A 15,176-nucleotide genomic window follows, 5' to 3' on the forward strand; every position below is an offset into this window, starting at 1 on the left:
GCGAATGGATCGCAAGCGTATCGATCAGGCGGCAGCGCAGGCGGGGATCGCTGCCGATTTTATCAATGCCCACGGCAAGCGGCAGGCGATTGAACCGGAGACCAAGCGCAAGCTGTTGGCGGCCATGAATCGGGCCGATGGCGCGCAGGAAGGCGCGGCATCACCGTTACCGGCGGTCAAGGTGTTCTATCAGGGCGCGCCGCTGGCGTTGACCCCGGCGGGTGAAGGCGAGTACCTGTGGGCGCTGCAGCGTGAAGACGGCGAATGCCTGCAGGGGCGCGTCGGCGCGCGCAAGACCCTGACGCTGCCCGGCGATCTGCCGATGGGGTACCACCAATTGACGCTGAGCCAGGGCGAGCAGCAGTGGTCATGCCGAGTGATCGTCGCGCCGAGACGCTGCTTCGAGCCGGACGCCTTGCTGACCGGCAAGAAGCTGTGGGGGGCCTGCGTTCAGCTGTATACGCTGCGTTCCGATCGCAACTGGGGCATCGGCGATTTCGGCGATCTGCGCCTGATGGTGGAGCAGGTGGGGGAACGCGGCGGTGCCTTCGTCGGCCTCAATCCGATCCATGCGCTGTATCCGGCCAACCCGGAGAGCGCCAGCCCCTACAGCCCCTCGTCGCGCCGCTGGCTGAATCTGGCGTATATCGACGTCAATGCGGTGGAGGATTTCCAGCGCAGCGACGCGGCGCAGCGCTGGTGGCAGAAGCCGGCGACGCAGAAGCAGCTGGCCAAGGCGCGCGCCGCGGAGTGGGTGGACTACACCGCCGTGATGCAGCTGAAGCTGGCGGCGCTGAAGCTGGCGTTCCCGCTGTTTCAGGCGCGCCAGCCGAACGACGCGCAGCGTCAGGCGTTCGAGCAGTTCGTGGCTGAGGGGGGCGACAGCCTGTATCAGCAGGCGGCGTTTGATGCGCTGCATGCCCATCTGGCGGCCAAAGACGCCAGCCAGTGGGGCTGGCCGGCCTGGCCCGAGCGCTATCGGCAGGGGCAGAGCGATGCGGTGCGGCAGTTCTGCGCCGAACATCAGGACGCGGTCCGCTTTTACCTGTGGCTGCAATGGCTGGCGGCCACGCAGTTCGCACAGTGTTTTGACCAGAGCAGGCAGCAGCAGATGCCGATTGGCCTGTATCGCGATCTGGCGGTCGGGGTGGCGGAAGGCGGGGCGGAAACCTGGTGTGACCGTGAGCTGTACTGCCTGAGAGCGTCGGTCGGGGCACCGCCGGATATTCTGGGGCCGCTGGGGCAAAACTGGGGCCTGCCGCCGATGGATCCGCACGTGATGGCAGCGCGCGGGTATCAGCCGTTCATCGATCTTTTGCGCGCCAACATGACCAGCTGCGGCGCGCTGCGCATCGATCACGTCATGGCGCTGCTGCGGCTGTGGTGGATCCCGTATGGCGAAACCGCCGATCGCGGCGCCTATGTCAAATACCCGGTGGACGATCTGCTGGCGGTGCTGGCGCTGGAAAGCCAGCGCCACCGTTGCATGGTGATCGGCGAGGATCTCGGCACGGTGCCGGTGGAGATCGTCGGCAAGCTGCGCGACAGCGGCGTCTACTCCTACAAAGTGCTCTATTTCGAAAGCGACGGCGAGCACCATTTCCGCGCGCCGCAGGCCTATCCGGTGCAGGCGATGGCGACCATCACCACCCACGATCTGCCGACGCTGCGCGGCTATTGGCAAAGCGACGATCTGACGCTCGGCAATCGGCTGGGCCTTTACCCGGATGCGGAGATCCTGCAGGCGCTGTTCGCCGATCGGGAACGCGCCAAACAGGGGTTGCTGGACGGATTGCATCGCTATGGCTGCGTGCCGCAGAAGGTGGGCAAGAAGGCGGCGCTGCTCGGCATGAGCCCGCTGCTCAACCGCGGCCTGCAGCGCTATGTCGCCGACAGCGCCAGCGCTCTGCTCGGCCTGCAGCCGGAAGACTGGCTGGATATGGCGGATCCGGTCAACATTCCCGGCACCAGCGATCAGTACCCTAACTGGCGGCGCAAGCTGACCCAGACGCTGGAGGAGATGTTTGCCGACCCGCACATAAACCGCTTACTGAAGGATTTGGACAAGCGGCGCCGCAAGGTGTCGGTGGGCTGAAAACGACAATGCCGGAACGGGTTCCCCCTTCCGGCATTGTGTTATCTACCGTGGCGCGAACGCCGGGTATCAATAGTAAGAGTGCTCGCCGCGCTGGTGCTCGGTCAGGTCACGCACGCCCTTCAGCTCCGGGAATTTCTGCAGCAGCTCTTTCTCGATGCCTTCTTTCAGCGTGACGTCCACCATCGAACAGCCGTTGCAACCGCCGCCGAACTGCAGAATAGCCATGTTGTCGTCGGTGATCTCCATCAGCGTTACGCGGCCGCCGTGGCCCGCCAGCTGCGGGTTGATCTGCGACTGCAGCACGTATTCCACGCGCTCCATCAGCGGTGCGTCGTCATCGACCTTGCGCATCTTGGCGTTCGGCGCCTTCAGCGTCAGCTGAGAACCCAGCTGGTCGGTCACGAAGTCGATTTCGGCGTCTTCCAGATACGGCGCGCTCAGCTCATCGACATAGGCGGACAGTTTGTCGAACTTCAGTTCGGTATCCGTCGCTTCTACCGCGTCCGGCGGGCAATAAGAGACACCGCATTCGGCCGTCGGCGTGCCCGGGTTGATCACGAATACGCGGATTTGGGTGCCTTCTTCTTGATTTGCCAGCAGTTTGGCAAAGTGTTCCTGTGCAGCATCTGTTATACGGATCATAGCATTAGCTCAATAGTTGACTTCTATAGTCGGTTATAATACGCCCATTGCCGTGGCACTACAACGTGCGGCAAACGCACCATATCTGCACCGAAGCGGCGCCTTGCCGCCGCAGCAGCGCCGCGATCGCCGCGACGGTGCTGCCGGTGGTCACCACGTCATCCACCAGGGCGATATGCCGGCCGGCGACCGGCACGGTACAGGCGAACGCGCGCTGCAGATTGCGTCTGCGGGCAGAGGCGCTCAGCCGCTGTTGCAGGGCGGTTTTGCGCACCCGGCGCAAGGCGGCGGGCCGATAGGCGCAGCCCAGCCAGCGCGCCAGCGGCCGGGCCAGCAGATCGCTCTGATTATAGCCACGGCGCCAGCAGCGTGATGCATGCAAGGGTACCGCTAAAATCAGGTCGGGTCTGTTCAGATACTGCTCTCTTCGCGCCTGCTGCCACCGCAGCAGCATCAGGCGCGCCAGCGTCGGCGCCAGCTCGGGCGCGCGGTGGAACTTGAATCTTTTTACCAGTTGGCTGAGCGGCGCAACGTAGTCGCCGACGAACACCAGCCGCTGCCAGGGCGGCGGCCGTTGCAGGCAGCGGCCGCAGGGCATTTGCGTCTCGCCGGCGGGCAATCCGCAGCGCGGGCAACACGGAGGGTTGACCGGCAGATGGCGCAGGCAGCAACTGCAGATGCCATGACGCACCAGGCTCAACGGCTGTCGGCATAGCCAACAGCGGCTGCGGATTGATAGCATAGGGTCTCCGACACGGATAAGCATGAAAGGACAGTAACCAATGACAGCGCTGTACTGGCAAACAATAGGCGAAGGCGAACGCGATCTTGTGCTGCTGCACGGCTGGGGATTGAACGCCGAAGTGTGGAGTTGCATCCAGGCGCGACTGACGCCGCATTTTCGCCTGCACCTGGTCGATCTGCCGGGATACGGCCGCAGCCAGGGGTTCGGCGCCCTGTCGCTGGAGCAGATGACGGATATCGTGCTGGCGGCCGCCCCGCCGCAGGCCTGGTGGCTTGGCTGGTCGCTCGGCGGGCTGGTGGCCAGCCAGGCGGCGCTGATGCAGCCCGGGCGGGTCAAGGGGCTTATCACCGTGGCCTCCTCGCCGTGTTTTGCCGCTCGCGATGCGTGGCCGGGGATCCGCCCGGACGTGCTGAGCGGTTTCCAGCATCAGCTGAGCCTGGATTTCCAGCGCACCGTCGAGCGTTTTCTGGCGCTGCAAACGCTGGGCACCGAGAGCGCGCGTCAGGATGCGCGCCAGCTGAAAGCGGTGGTGCTTAATCAGCCGACGCCGAGCGTCGAGGTGTTGAACGGCGGGCTGGAGATCCTGCGCACCGCCGATCTGCGCGCGCCGCTGGCGGAGTTGAATCTGCCGCTGCTGCGGATTTACGGCTATCTGGACGGGTTAGTGCCGCGCAAGGTCGCCGAGCTGCTCGATGCCGCCTGGCCGAACTCCACGTCGCAGATCGTGGCCAAAGCCGCCCATGCGCCGTTTATCTCTCATCCCGATGAATTTGTGACGATGATCGAAGCGTTTATTGCAGCACATTGAATGCAGCGGGAAAACGCACGATAGAGCGCGAAAAAAAACGCTGCCGGGTGGATAAAAGACAAAGCTGTTCAATACTTAGTGAGTCAATGCGTTGGCTGCAAAATGAAAAGACCGCGTGCGGCGCTTTTCATTTTGGCGTTTCGTCTCTGGGAAACGGGCCCCGTCAGGGAAAGCAACGAGGCCTGAGGATGTCGCGGCAGCCTGCGGTACTACGCATGGATTTTTGACGGCTTTCATAACAGATAAATTATCCATTGAGAGGTTAGTGTCATGAAATCATTGAAGATGATTATTGCAGCGGCAGTGCTGGGTTCGGTGTCTTTCGGCTCCATGGCGGCAACCCTGCTGACCAAGGAAGATCTGGATAAGAACCCGGGTAAATACGAGAAGATCGGCACCGTCACCACGACGGCGGAAACCACGTCACCGATGGACGCCAAGGAAGAGCTGTCCAAACTGGCTGACGAAAAGGGCGGTCAATACTACGTGATCCTGGCAGGCCGCGAACACGGTAAATTCAGCGCCATCGCCGAAGTTTACAAAGACAAACAATAAGCCTTGAACGGTAATGGGGCGCCCGTCATTGGCGCCCCTTATCTTCAGGCTTTCAGTCGGTAGAACACCGTGCTGCACCCCTGGCCCTGCGGGCAGCTTTTGCAGCCGCCGCTCAAACAGGCGCCGTCATCCTGTTCGATGCGCTCCACTTTCCCCATCGCCGTCAAACGATCCAGCATCGCCTGCACCAGCGGCAGCGGCGTCGCCAGCGATTGGCTGAGCTGCTGCGCCTGGGCGCTGCCGCGCAGCGCCAGCGCATCGCGCACCTGCAGCAGCCCGGCCATCAGTGACAGCTCCCTTTGGCGCCCTGACAACAGGCCGCCGGCGTGGCGTTGCCCAGGTGCACCGTGACGCGGCTGCGCGCCCGGCGCAGGCCGAACAGCACCAGCAGATTCACCAGCAGCACCGCCAGGATCGCCGTCAGGCTATACTGCGGATGTTGGTTGAAGGTCGCCGCTTGGTAGAACAGCGTCGCCAGCGAGTAGGCCACGTTCAGCCCCCACAGGATGGAGAATGTCATCCAGCCGCGGCTCGATTCGCGGGCGATGGCGCCCATCACCGAGACGCAGGGCACATACAGCAGCACGAAGATCAGATAGCTGTAGGCGGAGATGCCGGAGCCGAATTTGCTGCTCATCACGCCCATCGAGCCGACGCCCATCTCGCCGTCGCCCTTGCTGGCTTCGATCGGGTTGGACAGCACGCTCAGGCTGAAGGTGTTTTTCAGGCCGTCCCAGGTTTCCTGCAGCGCGCCGCCCAGCTCATCGAGCAGGTTGAAGTTGGCGGCGTCGAATGCCTCTTTGTTGATGTGCTCGGCGGTATACAGCGTATTCAGCGTGCCGACCACCACTTCTTTCGCCATCGCGCCGGTCACCAGGCCGACGGTGGCCTGCCAGTTATCGCGGTGGACGCCCATCGGCTGCAGCAACGGCGTCAGCACCTTGGAAACCGTGGCCAGCGCGGAGTCGTTGATGTTGTCGACCGTTTTGCCGCTGAACGAGAAGCTGTTCAGGCCGCCGATGAATATGCTGGCCACCACGATCACCTTACCGGCGCGCAACACGAAGCCTTTCAACCGCTGCCAGGTTTGCAGCAGCAGGCTTTTCAGGTGCGGCACGTGGTAAACCGGCAGCTCCATCACGAACGGCGAGGCTTCGCCGCGCATGAGGGTGTATTTGAGTACCAGGCCGGTGAGGATCGCCACCGCGATGCCGAGCATGTACAGCGAGAACACCACCCCTGCGCCGTCCTGGCCAAAGAAGGCGGCGGCAAACACCGCGAAGATCGCCAGCCGGGCGCCGCAAGACATGAACGGCGCCATCATGATGGTGATCAGGCGCTCGCGTTGGGCGTCCAGCGTGCGGGCGCCCATGATGGACGGTACGTTGCAGCCGAAACCGACGATCAGCGGCACAAAGGATTTGCCCGGCAGCCCGAGCGCCTGCATCAGGCGATCCATCACGAACGCCGCACGCGCCATGTAGCCGGAGTCTTCCAGGAACGACAGGAACAGGTACATCATGCCGATCTGCGGCACCAGCGGCAGCACGGTGTTGATGCCGCCGCCGACGCCCTGCGCCAGGAAAACGGTCAGCCAGTCGGGGAAGTGCAGGGTGTAGCCGAGCCACTGAATGCCCTGAATGAAGATCGCCGCCGAGCCGATATCGAAGATCGGCTGCAGCGCGCCGCCGATGTTGATCGCCAGCAGGAACATCAGGTACATCACCAACAGGAAGATCGGTACGCCCAGCCAGCGGTTGAGGATCACTTTATCCAGCATGTCGGTCAGGCGGTTGGGCATCGCCTGCTGCGAGTTGCTGACCGCGTCGCTCAGGGTGGCGATAGACTGGTAGCGCGCGTCGGCGATCACCAGCGCCGGGTCTTCTTGCTGCTGCTGTTGCAACGCCAGAATGGCCGCAGGCAACAGCGCGACGGCGGGACCGGCCAGCCGGTGGCTGTAGATGTCGCCTTCCAGCATCTGCAATGCCAGCCAGCGGCGTTGCACCGCCGGTAGCGTTTGCGGCATGGCATCGCTCAGCGTGGCGACCGCTTTCAGCAGCAACGGCGGGTAGTTTACCAACGCCTGCTGTTCGTTGAGGCGATGATTGTCGATCATCTGTTTCAGCACGCCGATGCCGTCGGCGCGGGTGGAGATCATCGGCACTACCGGGCAGCCGAGGCGTGCCGACAGCGCGGCGACGTCGATATCGATATGCTGGCTTTTGGCGATGTCGAGCATGTTCAGCGCCACGATGCAGGGAATGCCCAGCTCCAGCAGCTGCAGCGTCAGGTAGAGATTGCGCTCCAGGTTGGAGGCGTCGACCACGTTGATCAGCAGATCGGCGTCGCCGCTCAAAATGTAGTGGCAGGCGATCTGCTCATCGAGCGAGGTTTGCTCTGAAATGGTGGTCAGGGAGTAGGTGCCGGGCAAATCGACCAGCCGCACGTCGGACTGCGGGGTAGTGAAATGGCCTTCTTTGCGTTCGACCGTCACGCCCGCCCAGTTACCGACCCGTTGGCGTGCGCCGGTCAGCTGGTTGAACAGCGTGGTTTTGCCGGAGTTCGGGTTACCGATTAAGCCGATGGTGAGTTTTTTCATAGTTCTGCGTGTCGTCTTCAAGGAGAGCCGCGCCGGCGCAAGGACGCGTCGGCAAATGGAGGTGCGCCGGTTCAGGACTGGCCGTCGAGCTGCAGCAGCGCCAGATCCTTCCTGCGCAGCACCAGGCTGACGCGGCGGGTTTTTATTTCTATCGGATCGCCCAGCGGCGCGACGCGCACCACGTCGAACGAAGAGCCGGGCAGCATGCCGAGCGATAACAGTTTCTGGCGGTAGGCCGGCGCAATTTCACCGGAAAAGCCGACAATCTTATATGTGTGTTTAGGTTGAAGCTGCATGTGATTAACCTTCCGGGTGCCGATGAACATCGGGCTGATGATAATTGGACGTTGCCGGCGAAAATGCCACGCCGTCGGCGGTATTCATCCATAAGGTCATGCAATAAAGTGAGCGCAAATAATAGTAATTATCATTATCGCGTTCAATACAAAAAGTAGGGGTATTGTAACCAATTATTATGGCGTCGACAGTTTTTGGTTGTGTCGTCTTGATAAGCCCCGTTTTACCACTGCTTTTACTCGGCGACAAATGAGAATGGTGAGTTAAATCAGTTGCGTATTTGTAGCCGAGTTTTCTCGTTTGCAAATATTGATGGCGTTTTTCCCTTATTTATTTCTGATGAAAGGCAATTCAATAACATTATTCCGCCGTAATGCGAGCGGTAACCATTTGTGTTTCGCTCACAATTCGCAAAATGAAAAATGCGTGTTAACGACGTTGTTAATAAACGGCTGCAGAAGGGATGTTTGCCGCTTTAACAATGGGAGGGCGGTCACGCAGCAACGGGAAATAAAAAGATGAAGGTTTATTGAGACGGGTCAAAAAAATGCCGCAAGTTTTATTCATCGGAAAGGGCGGAGCAGGCTCCGCCCTGTCGGTTCCGACTTAGCGTTTCTTGCCGAATGCCGCCGCCAGCGCGTCGCCCATGGCGCTGTTGCCGGCCGGCGCCGCGTTGCGCGGTTTGGCCTTGTTGCCGCCTGCCGAACGGTTGGCGTTGTCGCGCGTCTGGGCAGGCGCGTTGCCGCCGCGACGCGGTGAACCCTCGCCCGGTTGCTCATCCAGGCGCATGCTCAGCGCAATGCGTTTACGCTGCAGATCGACTTCCATCACCTTCACTTTGACGATGTCGCCGGCTTTCACCACGGTGTGCGGATCTTCGACGAATTTGTCCGCCAGCGAGGAGATGTGCACCAGGCCGTCCTGATGCACGCCGATATCCACGAAGGCGCCGAAGTTGGTGACGTTGGTCACCGAGCCTTCCAGGATCATGCCCGGCTGCAGATCGTTGAGGGTTTCCACGCCTTCGGCGAAGGTGGCGGTTTTGAATTCCGGACGCGGGTCACGGCCCGGCTTCTCCAGCTCTTTCAGAATGTCGGTGACCGTCGGCACGCCGAACTTGTCGTCGGTGAAATCAACCGCTTTCAGGCTGCGCACTGCGGAGGCGTTGCCCATCAGATCCTGCAGCGCCTGCTCGGTGGCGGCCAGGATGCGTTGCACCACCGGATAGGCTTCCGGGTGAACGGTAGAAGCATCCAGCGGGTTGTCGCCGTGGTTGATACGCAGGAAGCCGGCGCACTGTTCGAAGGCCTTCGGCCCCAGACGGCTGACCTTCAGCAGCTGTTCACGGTTGCTGAAGCGGCCGTTCTCGTCGCGCCAGTTGACGATGTTCTGCGCCATCATGCGCGTCAGGCCGGCCACGCGGGTCAGCAACGGCACCGACGCGGTGTTCAGATCGACGCCGACGGCGTTTACGCAGTCTTCCACCACCGAGTCCAGTTTCTTCGCCAGCTGGCTCTGGCTGACGTCGTGCTGATACTGGCCGACGCCGATGGATTTCGGGTCGATCTTCACCAGCTCCGCCAGCGGATCCTGCAGGCGGCGAGCGATGGACACCGCGCCGCGCAGCGATACGTCGAGATCCGGGAATTCCTGCGCCGCCAGTTCAGACGCGGAATACACCGACGCGCCCGCTTCGCTGACGATCACTTTTTGCGCCCGGACTTCGCCGAACTGCTTTTGCAGGTCGAGATAGAAGCGCTCGGTTTCACGTGAAGCGGTGCCGTTGCCGATGGCCACCAGCTCCACGTTGTGTTTGATGCACAGCGCCGCGACGATGGCGGCGGCTTTCGCCGCTTGCCCGGTGTGCGGGTAGACGGTGTCGGTGGCGACCAGTTTGCCGGTCGCGTCGACCACGGCGACTTTCACCCCGGTGCGCAGGCCCGGATCGAGGCCCATGGTGGCGCGCATGCCGGCCGGCGCGGCCATCAGCAGATCATGCATGTTGCGGGCGAAAACGTTGATTGCTTCATCTTCCGCGCGCTCGCGCACCGTGCCCATCAGCTCAGTTTCCAGGTGCAGCAACACCTTGATGCGCCAGGTCCAGTTAACCACCGCCTTGCGCCAGGCGTCGGCCGGGGCGTTGTTCAGGCGCAGGTTGAGGTGATTGATGATGATCAGCTCCGCCTGGCTTTCGCGCGGGGCTTCCTCAAACTGCGGATCGGCGTTCAGCGCCAGCTGCAGCACGCCTTCGTTGCGGCCGCGGAACATCGCCAGCGCGCGGTGTGAAGGCACCTGAGAAATCGGTTCGTGGTGATCAAAATAGTCGCGGAACTTGGCGCCTTCTTCTTCCTTGCCTTCGACCACTTTGGACACCAGATGGGCGTTTTTCCACAGGTAGTCGCGCACCTTGGCCAGCAGCGCGGCGTCTTCGGCGAAGCGCTCCATCAGGATATAGCGCGCGCCGTCGAGGGCGGCTTTCACGTCCGCCACGCCCTTGTCGGCGTCGACGTAGCGTTCAGCCAGTTGTTCCGGCTGCTGTTGCGGATCCTGCCACAGCGTATCCGCCAGCGGTTCCAGGCCGGCTTCGATGGCGATCTGGCCACGGGTGCGGCGCTTCGGTTTGTACGGCAGGTAGAGGTCTTCGAGTTCGGTCTTGCTCAGCGTGGCGTTGATCGCCCCCGCCAATTGTTCAGTCAGTTTGCCCTGTTCATCGATCGACTTCAGGATGGTCTGGCGACGATCTTCCAGTTCACGCAGATAACCCAGGCGGGTTTCCAGCTGGCGCAGTTGGGTGTCGTCCAGGCCCCCGGTGACTTCCTTACGATAGCGTGCAATAAAGGGCACGGTATTACCTTCATCCAGCAGACGGATGGCGGAGTCGACTTGCTCCGGCCGGGCCTGCAGTTCTGTTGCAATAATGCGGCTCAGTGGGTCATTCATAGGTCTGGTATCTGTATTGAGATCGGTGAATAAACAGGGGACAGTTATACGGATTGATCGGGGAAAATGCCAGCGAAGCGGGCCGCCGCCGCGCGGCCGCGGCATGGAGAACAGCGCAGACGGCGGCGTTGGCGGCGGTTAGGAAAAAGCTGAAAGCTTACTTCGGGTAGTTTATCTCGTTCACGTACCACTGCGCCTCGCCCAGCGGGGTATTGACGGTGGCGACGTCCCCGACCTCTTTTTTCAGCAGGGCGCGCGCCATCGGCGCATCGATGGAGATGTAATCCTTGCGGCCGAAAATCTCGTCGTAACCGACGATGCGAAAGCGTTTGGTTTCGCCGTCTTCGTTCTCCACCTCTACCCAGGCGCCGAAGAACACTTTGCCTTCCTGCTGCGGTGAATAATCGACGATCTTCAACTGCTCCAGGCATTTGGTCAGATAGCGGACGCGGCGATCGATCTCGCGCAGCCGCTTCTTGTTGTATTGGTAGTCGGCGTTTTCGCTTCTGTCGCCCAGGCTGGCGGCCCAGGTCACTTTCTTGGTCACCTCGGGGCGTTCTTCGCGCCAGAGGTAATCCAGCTCTTGTTTGAGCTTGTCATACCCTTCACGGGTTATCAGTTGAGTTCTCATCGTGATTTATCTTTATGGGGCCACCGCCACAGTGTACGTGAATGCGGGGGGCTTTAGAAATGGCGCGCGGGCCTGTGCCTTGTCGCACGGTTTTTATTCAGTTTGCGCAGCTTTTAACGATCGGGAGTATGCTTAGCGTAGCGGAAAAGGAATGTGACGAAAGGAGGATATCTGGCGAGAGAGACAAGGAATTTTGGCGCACAACCCAACACATTGAAGGTATTACCGCATGGAATTTAAAGATTACTACGCCACGATGGGCGTTGAGCCCAACGCCGATCTGAAAACCATCAAAACGGCCTACCGTCGGCTGGCGCGTAAATATCACCCTGACGTGAGCACTGAAGACGATGCCGAAAGCAAGTTCAAGGAAGTGGCCGAAGCCTATGAGGTGCTGAAGGACGAGGAGCGCCGCGCCGAGTACGATCAGATCCGGCTGCACCGCAACGATCCGAACTTTGGCCGCCAGGCGCGCGGCGATCGCGGCGGCTATCAGCAGAGCGCTTCATGGCACGGCGGCGGCGCCGACGCGCAAGACTTCTCCGATTTCTTCGAAAGCATGTTCGGCGGGCGGGCGGCGGGCGGGCATCGCTCTGCTTCGCACTCGCACGGCGGGCATGGCTTCCGCGGCCAGGATCTGGAGATGGAGGTGCCGCTGTTCCTCGAGGAAACGCTGCATGGCCAAAGCCGCGAGATTTCCTACAAGTTGCCGGTGTACGACGAACTGGGGCGGCAGGTAAGCGAAGCCAGCAAGACGCTGAACGTGAAAATTCCGGCCGGCGTGGGCGACGGCGAGCGCATTCGCCTCAAGGGGCAGGGCGTTGCCGGCGTGGGCGGCGGCCAGAACGGCGACCTGTATCTGGTCATCCGCCTTGCGCCGCATCCGCTGTTCGAGATCGACGGCCACAACCTGAGCATCGTGGCGCCGCTCGCTCCGTGGGAAGCGGCGCTCGGCGCCAGCATTGAGGTGCCGACGCTGACCGGCAAAATCGCGCTGACCGTGCCGGCCGGCAGCCAGAGCGGCAAACGGCTGCGGGTCAAAGGCAAAGGGTTGGCGGGCAAGAAAGAGCCCGGTGACCTGTACGTTATTCTCAAGGTGGTGATGCCGCCGAAGCCGAACGAGAAGGCCAGCGCCCTGTGGCGGGAACTGGCTGAACAGGCGGCGTTCAACCCGCGCGCGGAATGGGAGTAAAGCAGATGATGAAAAAGAGATCACATTCACCGTGGTGGAATTGTGTCAGAGGGTGGAGATTTCAGAGGACGAGCTGGTCGAGATCGTCGGCCTGGGCGTTATCGTGCCGCTGGAGCCGGCGCAGCCGCGCTGGGAGTTTGATTATCCGGCGCTGAGCCATCTGCAGCGCGCGCGCAGGCTGCGTGCCGAGCTGGATCTGGACTGGCCGGGGATCGCCATGGCGCTGACGCTGCTCGACCGGGTTGACGCCCTACAGCAAGAGAACCGGCAGCTGCGCCGGCAGCTGGCGCGTTTCCTGCAGACTTCCTGACCCGACAGCTGAACGCCACCGGTCGGTTCGCCGGTGGCGAAATTGTGCAAAATTGGGCCGTCACCCCACATTGCGCCGATAAAGGGCGAAATTTTAACGAACCCCCGTCGACATTCACTGAAAATTGTTGATAAATGGGGAAAAGAATAAGCTTTGTAACAATTTCGTCTAGAATACATACCATTAAACGCTGTCTCAAATGGCAAGGTTTTCTAACAATATTCGAGTCAGGCAATAAAGCCTTTGGGAGTAATACCATGCAAGAGAATCATAAGATCCTGGTTGTCGATGATGACATGCGCCTGCGCGCGCTTTTAGAACGTTATTTAACCGAGCAGGGCTTCCAGGTTCGCAGCGTTGCCAACGCTGAGCAAATGGATCGCTTGCTGACTCGTGAATCCTTCCATTTGATGGTGCTCGATCTGATGTTGCCGGGTGAAGACGGCCTGTCCATCTGCCGCCGCCTGCGCAGCCAGAGCAACCCGATGCCAATCATTATGGTCACCGCCAAAGGCGAAGAGGTCGATCGCATCGTGGGGCTGGAAATCGGCGCCGACGACTACATTCCTAAACCGTTCAACCCGCGTGAGCTGTTGGCTCGTATCCGCGCGGTGCTGCGCCGTCAGGCGAACGAACTGCCGGGCGCGCCTTCGCAGGAAGAGGCGGTGATCGCGTTCGGCAAATTCAAACTGAACCTCGGCACCCGCGAGATGTTCCGCGAAGACGAACCGATGCCGTTGACCAGCGGCGAGTTCGCGGTACTGAAGGCGCTGGTCAGCCACCCGCGTGAACCGCTGTCGCGCGATAAGCTGATGAACCTGGCGCGTGGCCGCGAATACAGCGCCATGGAACGCTCCATCGACGTGCAGATCTCTCGCCTGCGCCGCATGGTTGAAGAAGATCCGGCGCATCCGCGTTATATCCAGACCGTGTGGGGTCTCGGCTATGTCTTCGTACCGGACGGCAGCAAGGCATGAGGCGATTGCGCTTTTCACCGCGTAGCTCGTTTGCCCGAACCCTGTTGTTGATCGTCACCTTGCTGTTCGTCAGCCTGGTGACGACCTATCTGGTGGTGCTGAACTTCGCCATCCTGCCCAGCCTGCAGCAGTTCAACAAAGTATTGGCCTACGAAGTGCGTATGCTGATGACCGATCGGCTGCAGCTGGAAGACGGCACGTTGCTGGAAGTGCCGCCGGCGTTCCGCCGTGAGATCTACCGCGAACTGGGCATCTCTCTCTACACCAACTCGGCGGCGGAGGAGAGCGGCCTGCGCTGGGCGCAGCACTACCAGTTCCTCAGCCAGCAGATGGCGCAGCAGCTCGGCGGGCCAACCGATGTGCGGGTGGAGGTGAACAAGAACTCCCCGGTGGTGTGGCTGAAAACCTGGCTGCAGCCCGATATCTGGGTGCGCGTGCCGCTGACGGAAATCCACCAGGGCGACTTCTCGCCGCTGTTCCGCTATACGCTGGCGATCATGCTGCTGGCGATCGGCGGCGCCTGGCTGTTTATTCGTATTCAAAACCGCCCGCTGGTGGAGCTGGAACATGCGGCGCTGCAGGTGGGCAAGGGCATTATTCCGCCGCCGCTGCGCGAGTATGGCGCTTCCGAAGTGCGGTCGGTGACTCGCGCATTCAATCAGATGGCGTCGGGCGTCAAACAGCTGGCGGATGACCGCACGTTGCTGATGGCCGGGGTCAGCCACGACCTGCGCACGCCGTTGACGCGCATCCGGCTGGCGACGGAGATGATGAGCGCCGAAGACGGCTATCTGGCCGAGTCGATCAATAAAGACATCGAAGAGTGCAACGCCATCATCGAGCAGTTCATCGATTATCTGCGCACCGGGCAGGAAATGCCGACCGAAAGCAGCGATCTGAACGCCATTTTAGGCGAAGTGGTCGCGGCCGAGAGCGGCTATGAGCGGGTGATTGAAACCGCGCTGTCGCCGGGCGAGCTGATGATGAATGTGCATCCGCTGTCGATTAAGCGGGCGGCGGTGAATATGGTGGTGAACGCGGCGCGTTACGGCAACGGCTGGATCAAGGTCAGCAGCGGCCGTGAGCTGCAGCGCGGTTGGTTCCAGGTGGAAGATGACGGACCGGGCATCAAGCCGGAAGAGTTGAAGCACCTGTTGCAGCCGTTCGTACGCGGTGACAGCGCGCGCAGCACCAGCGGCACCGGTCTGGGGCTGGCGATCGTGCAGCGCATTATCGACGCGCATGACGGTGAACTGGATATCGGCACCAGCGAGCGCGGCGGGCTGTTGATCCGCGCGTATATTCCGTTGCCGATGGAGAAAAAAGAGTCGACCAACGGCCATCAAACGGCCAGGGAAAACGCCTGACCTCTGGTGTGGGCC

At 61.3% G+C, this 15,176-nt stretch carries 14 protein-coding genes; 7 read left to right on the top strand and 7 right to left on the bottom strand.

Going from position 1 to position 15,176, the window contains the following annotated elements:
- Positions 1–4 precede the first annotated feature (4 nt).
- Entirely contained in the window at positions 5–2,095 is a 2,091-nt protein-coding gene (gene malQ / locus ACMGF9_RS00600; RefSeq protein WP_176326524.1) for a 4-alpha-glucanotransferase, read from the top strand.
- 69 nt (positions 2,096–2,164) lie between these two features.
- Here malQ and nfuA read toward each other — a convergent pair whose 3' ends face one another.
- Positions 2,165–2,740, bottom strand: coding sequence for a Fe-S biogenesis protein NfuA (gene nfuA / locus ACMGF9_RS00605; RefSeq protein ID WP_004930777.1), 576 nt, complete (start codon positions 2,738–2,740; stop codon positions 2,165–2,167).
- A gap of 58 nt (positions 2,741–2,798) precedes the next feature.
- A complete protein-coding gene (gntX, locus tag ACMGF9_RS00610) occupies positions 2,799–3,482 on the bottom strand; it encodes a DNA utilization protein GntX (RefSeq protein ID WP_033645623.1) in 684 nt (227 codons plus the stop codon).
- A 40-nt stretch (positions 3,483–3,522) separates the two neighbouring features.
- On the opposite strand from gntX, the gene bioH reads away from it, so the two are divergent.
- Both bioH and ACMGF9_RS00620 read left to right on the top strand, forming a co-directional pair.
- Positions 3,523–4,293, top strand: coding sequence for a pimeloyl-ACP methyl ester esterase BioH (bioH, locus tag ACMGF9_RS00615; RefSeq protein WP_004930771.1), 771 nt, complete (start codon positions 3,523–3,525; stop codon positions 4,291–4,293).
- A gap of 270 nt (positions 4,294–4,563) precedes the next feature.
- Positions 4,564–4,848 (top strand): YdgH/BhsA/McbA-like domain containing protein, encoded by a 285-nt coding sequence (locus ACMGF9_RS00620; protein WP_004930765.1) that lies wholly within the window; start codon positions 4,564–4,566, stop codon positions 4,846–4,848.
- Between the two features lie 44 nt (positions 4,849–4,892).
- On the opposite strand, the gene ACMGF9_RS00625 is transcribed toward ACMGF9_RS00620, so the two are convergent.
- The 5 genes from ACMGF9_RS00625 to greB all read right to left on the bottom strand — a co-directional run bounded on the left by ACMGF9_RS00625 (position 4,893) and on the right by greB (position 11,315).
- The gene (locus tag ACMGF9_RS00625; protein WP_004930758.1) at positions 4,893–5,132 is read right to left on the bottom strand and encodes a FeoC-like transcriptional regulator; all 240 of its coding nucleotides are present in this window, start codon (positions 5,130–5,132) and stop codon (positions 4,893–4,895) included.
- Positions 5,132–7,447 carry a Fe(2+) transporter permease subunit FeoB gene (gene feoB / locus ACMGF9_RS00630; protein WP_088381978.1) on the bottom strand — a complete coding sequence of 772 codons (2,316 nt, stop codon included), beginning with the start codon at positions 7,445–7,447 and terminating at the stop codon, positions 5,132–5,134. The genes ACMGF9_RS00625 and feoB overlap by 1 nt, the downstream gene beginning before the upstream one ends.
- A 71-nt stretch (positions 7,448–7,518) precedes the next feature.
- Positions 7,519–7,743, bottom strand: a complete 225-nt coding sequence (gene feoA, locus ACMGF9_RS00635; RefSeq protein WP_004930752.1) for a ferrous iron transporter A — start codon at positions 7,741–7,743, stop codon at positions 7,519–7,521.
- 607 nt (positions 7,744–8,350) lie between these two features.
- Positions 8,351–10,684, bottom strand: coding sequence for a Tex family protein (locus ACMGF9_RS00640; protein ID WP_021504764.1), 2,334 nt, complete (start codon positions 10,682–10,684; stop codon positions 8,351–8,353).
- A 157-nt stretch (positions 10,685–10,841) separates the two neighbouring features.
- Positions 10,842–11,315: a transcription elongation factor GreB gene (gene greB, locus ACMGF9_RS00645; protein ID WP_004930745.1), complete on the bottom strand. Its 474-nt coding sequence runs from the start codon at positions 11,313–11,315 to the stop codon at positions 10,842–10,844.
- Between the two features lie 229 nt (positions 11,316–11,544).
- Here greB and cbpA point away from each other — a divergent pair, with 229 nt between their 5' ends.
- The 4 genes from cbpA (at position 11,545) to envZ (ending at position 15,161) form a co-directional block, all read left to right on the top strand.
- On the top strand, positions 11,545–12,507 hold the full coding sequence (gene cbpA / locus ACMGF9_RS00650) for a curved DNA-binding protein (protein ID WP_004930742.1): 963 nt from the start codon (positions 11,545–11,547) through the stop codon (positions 12,505–12,507).
- A 52-nt stretch (positions 12,508–12,559) separates the two neighbouring features.
- Positions 12,560–12,817 (top strand): chaperone modulator CbpM, encoded by a 258-nt coding sequence (locus ACMGF9_RS00655; RefSeq protein WP_121601172.1) that lies wholly within the window; start codon positions 12,560–12,562, stop codon positions 12,815–12,817.
- 257 nt (positions 12,818–13,074) lie between these two features.
- Complete coding sequence (gene ompR, locus ACMGF9_RS00660) at positions 13,075–13,794, top strand: two-component system response regulator OmpR (protein ID WP_004709363.1); 720 nt, start codon at positions 13,075–13,077, stop codon at positions 13,792–13,794.
- Positions 13,791–15,161, top strand: coding sequence for a two-component system sensor histidine kinase EnvZ (gene envZ / locus ACMGF9_RS00665; RefSeq protein ID WP_015379311.1), 1,371 nt, complete (start codon positions 13,791–13,793; stop codon positions 15,159–15,161). Before ompR ends, envZ begins: the two co-directional genes overlap by 4 nt.
- Positions 15,162–15,176: the final 15 nt, after the last annotated feature.

This window comes from Serratia sp. BNK-23 (assembly GCF_047456145.1).
Classification (GTDB): domain Bacteria; phylum Pseudomonadota; class Gammaproteobacteria; order Enterobacterales; family Enterobacteriaceae; genus Serratia; species Serratia nematodiphila.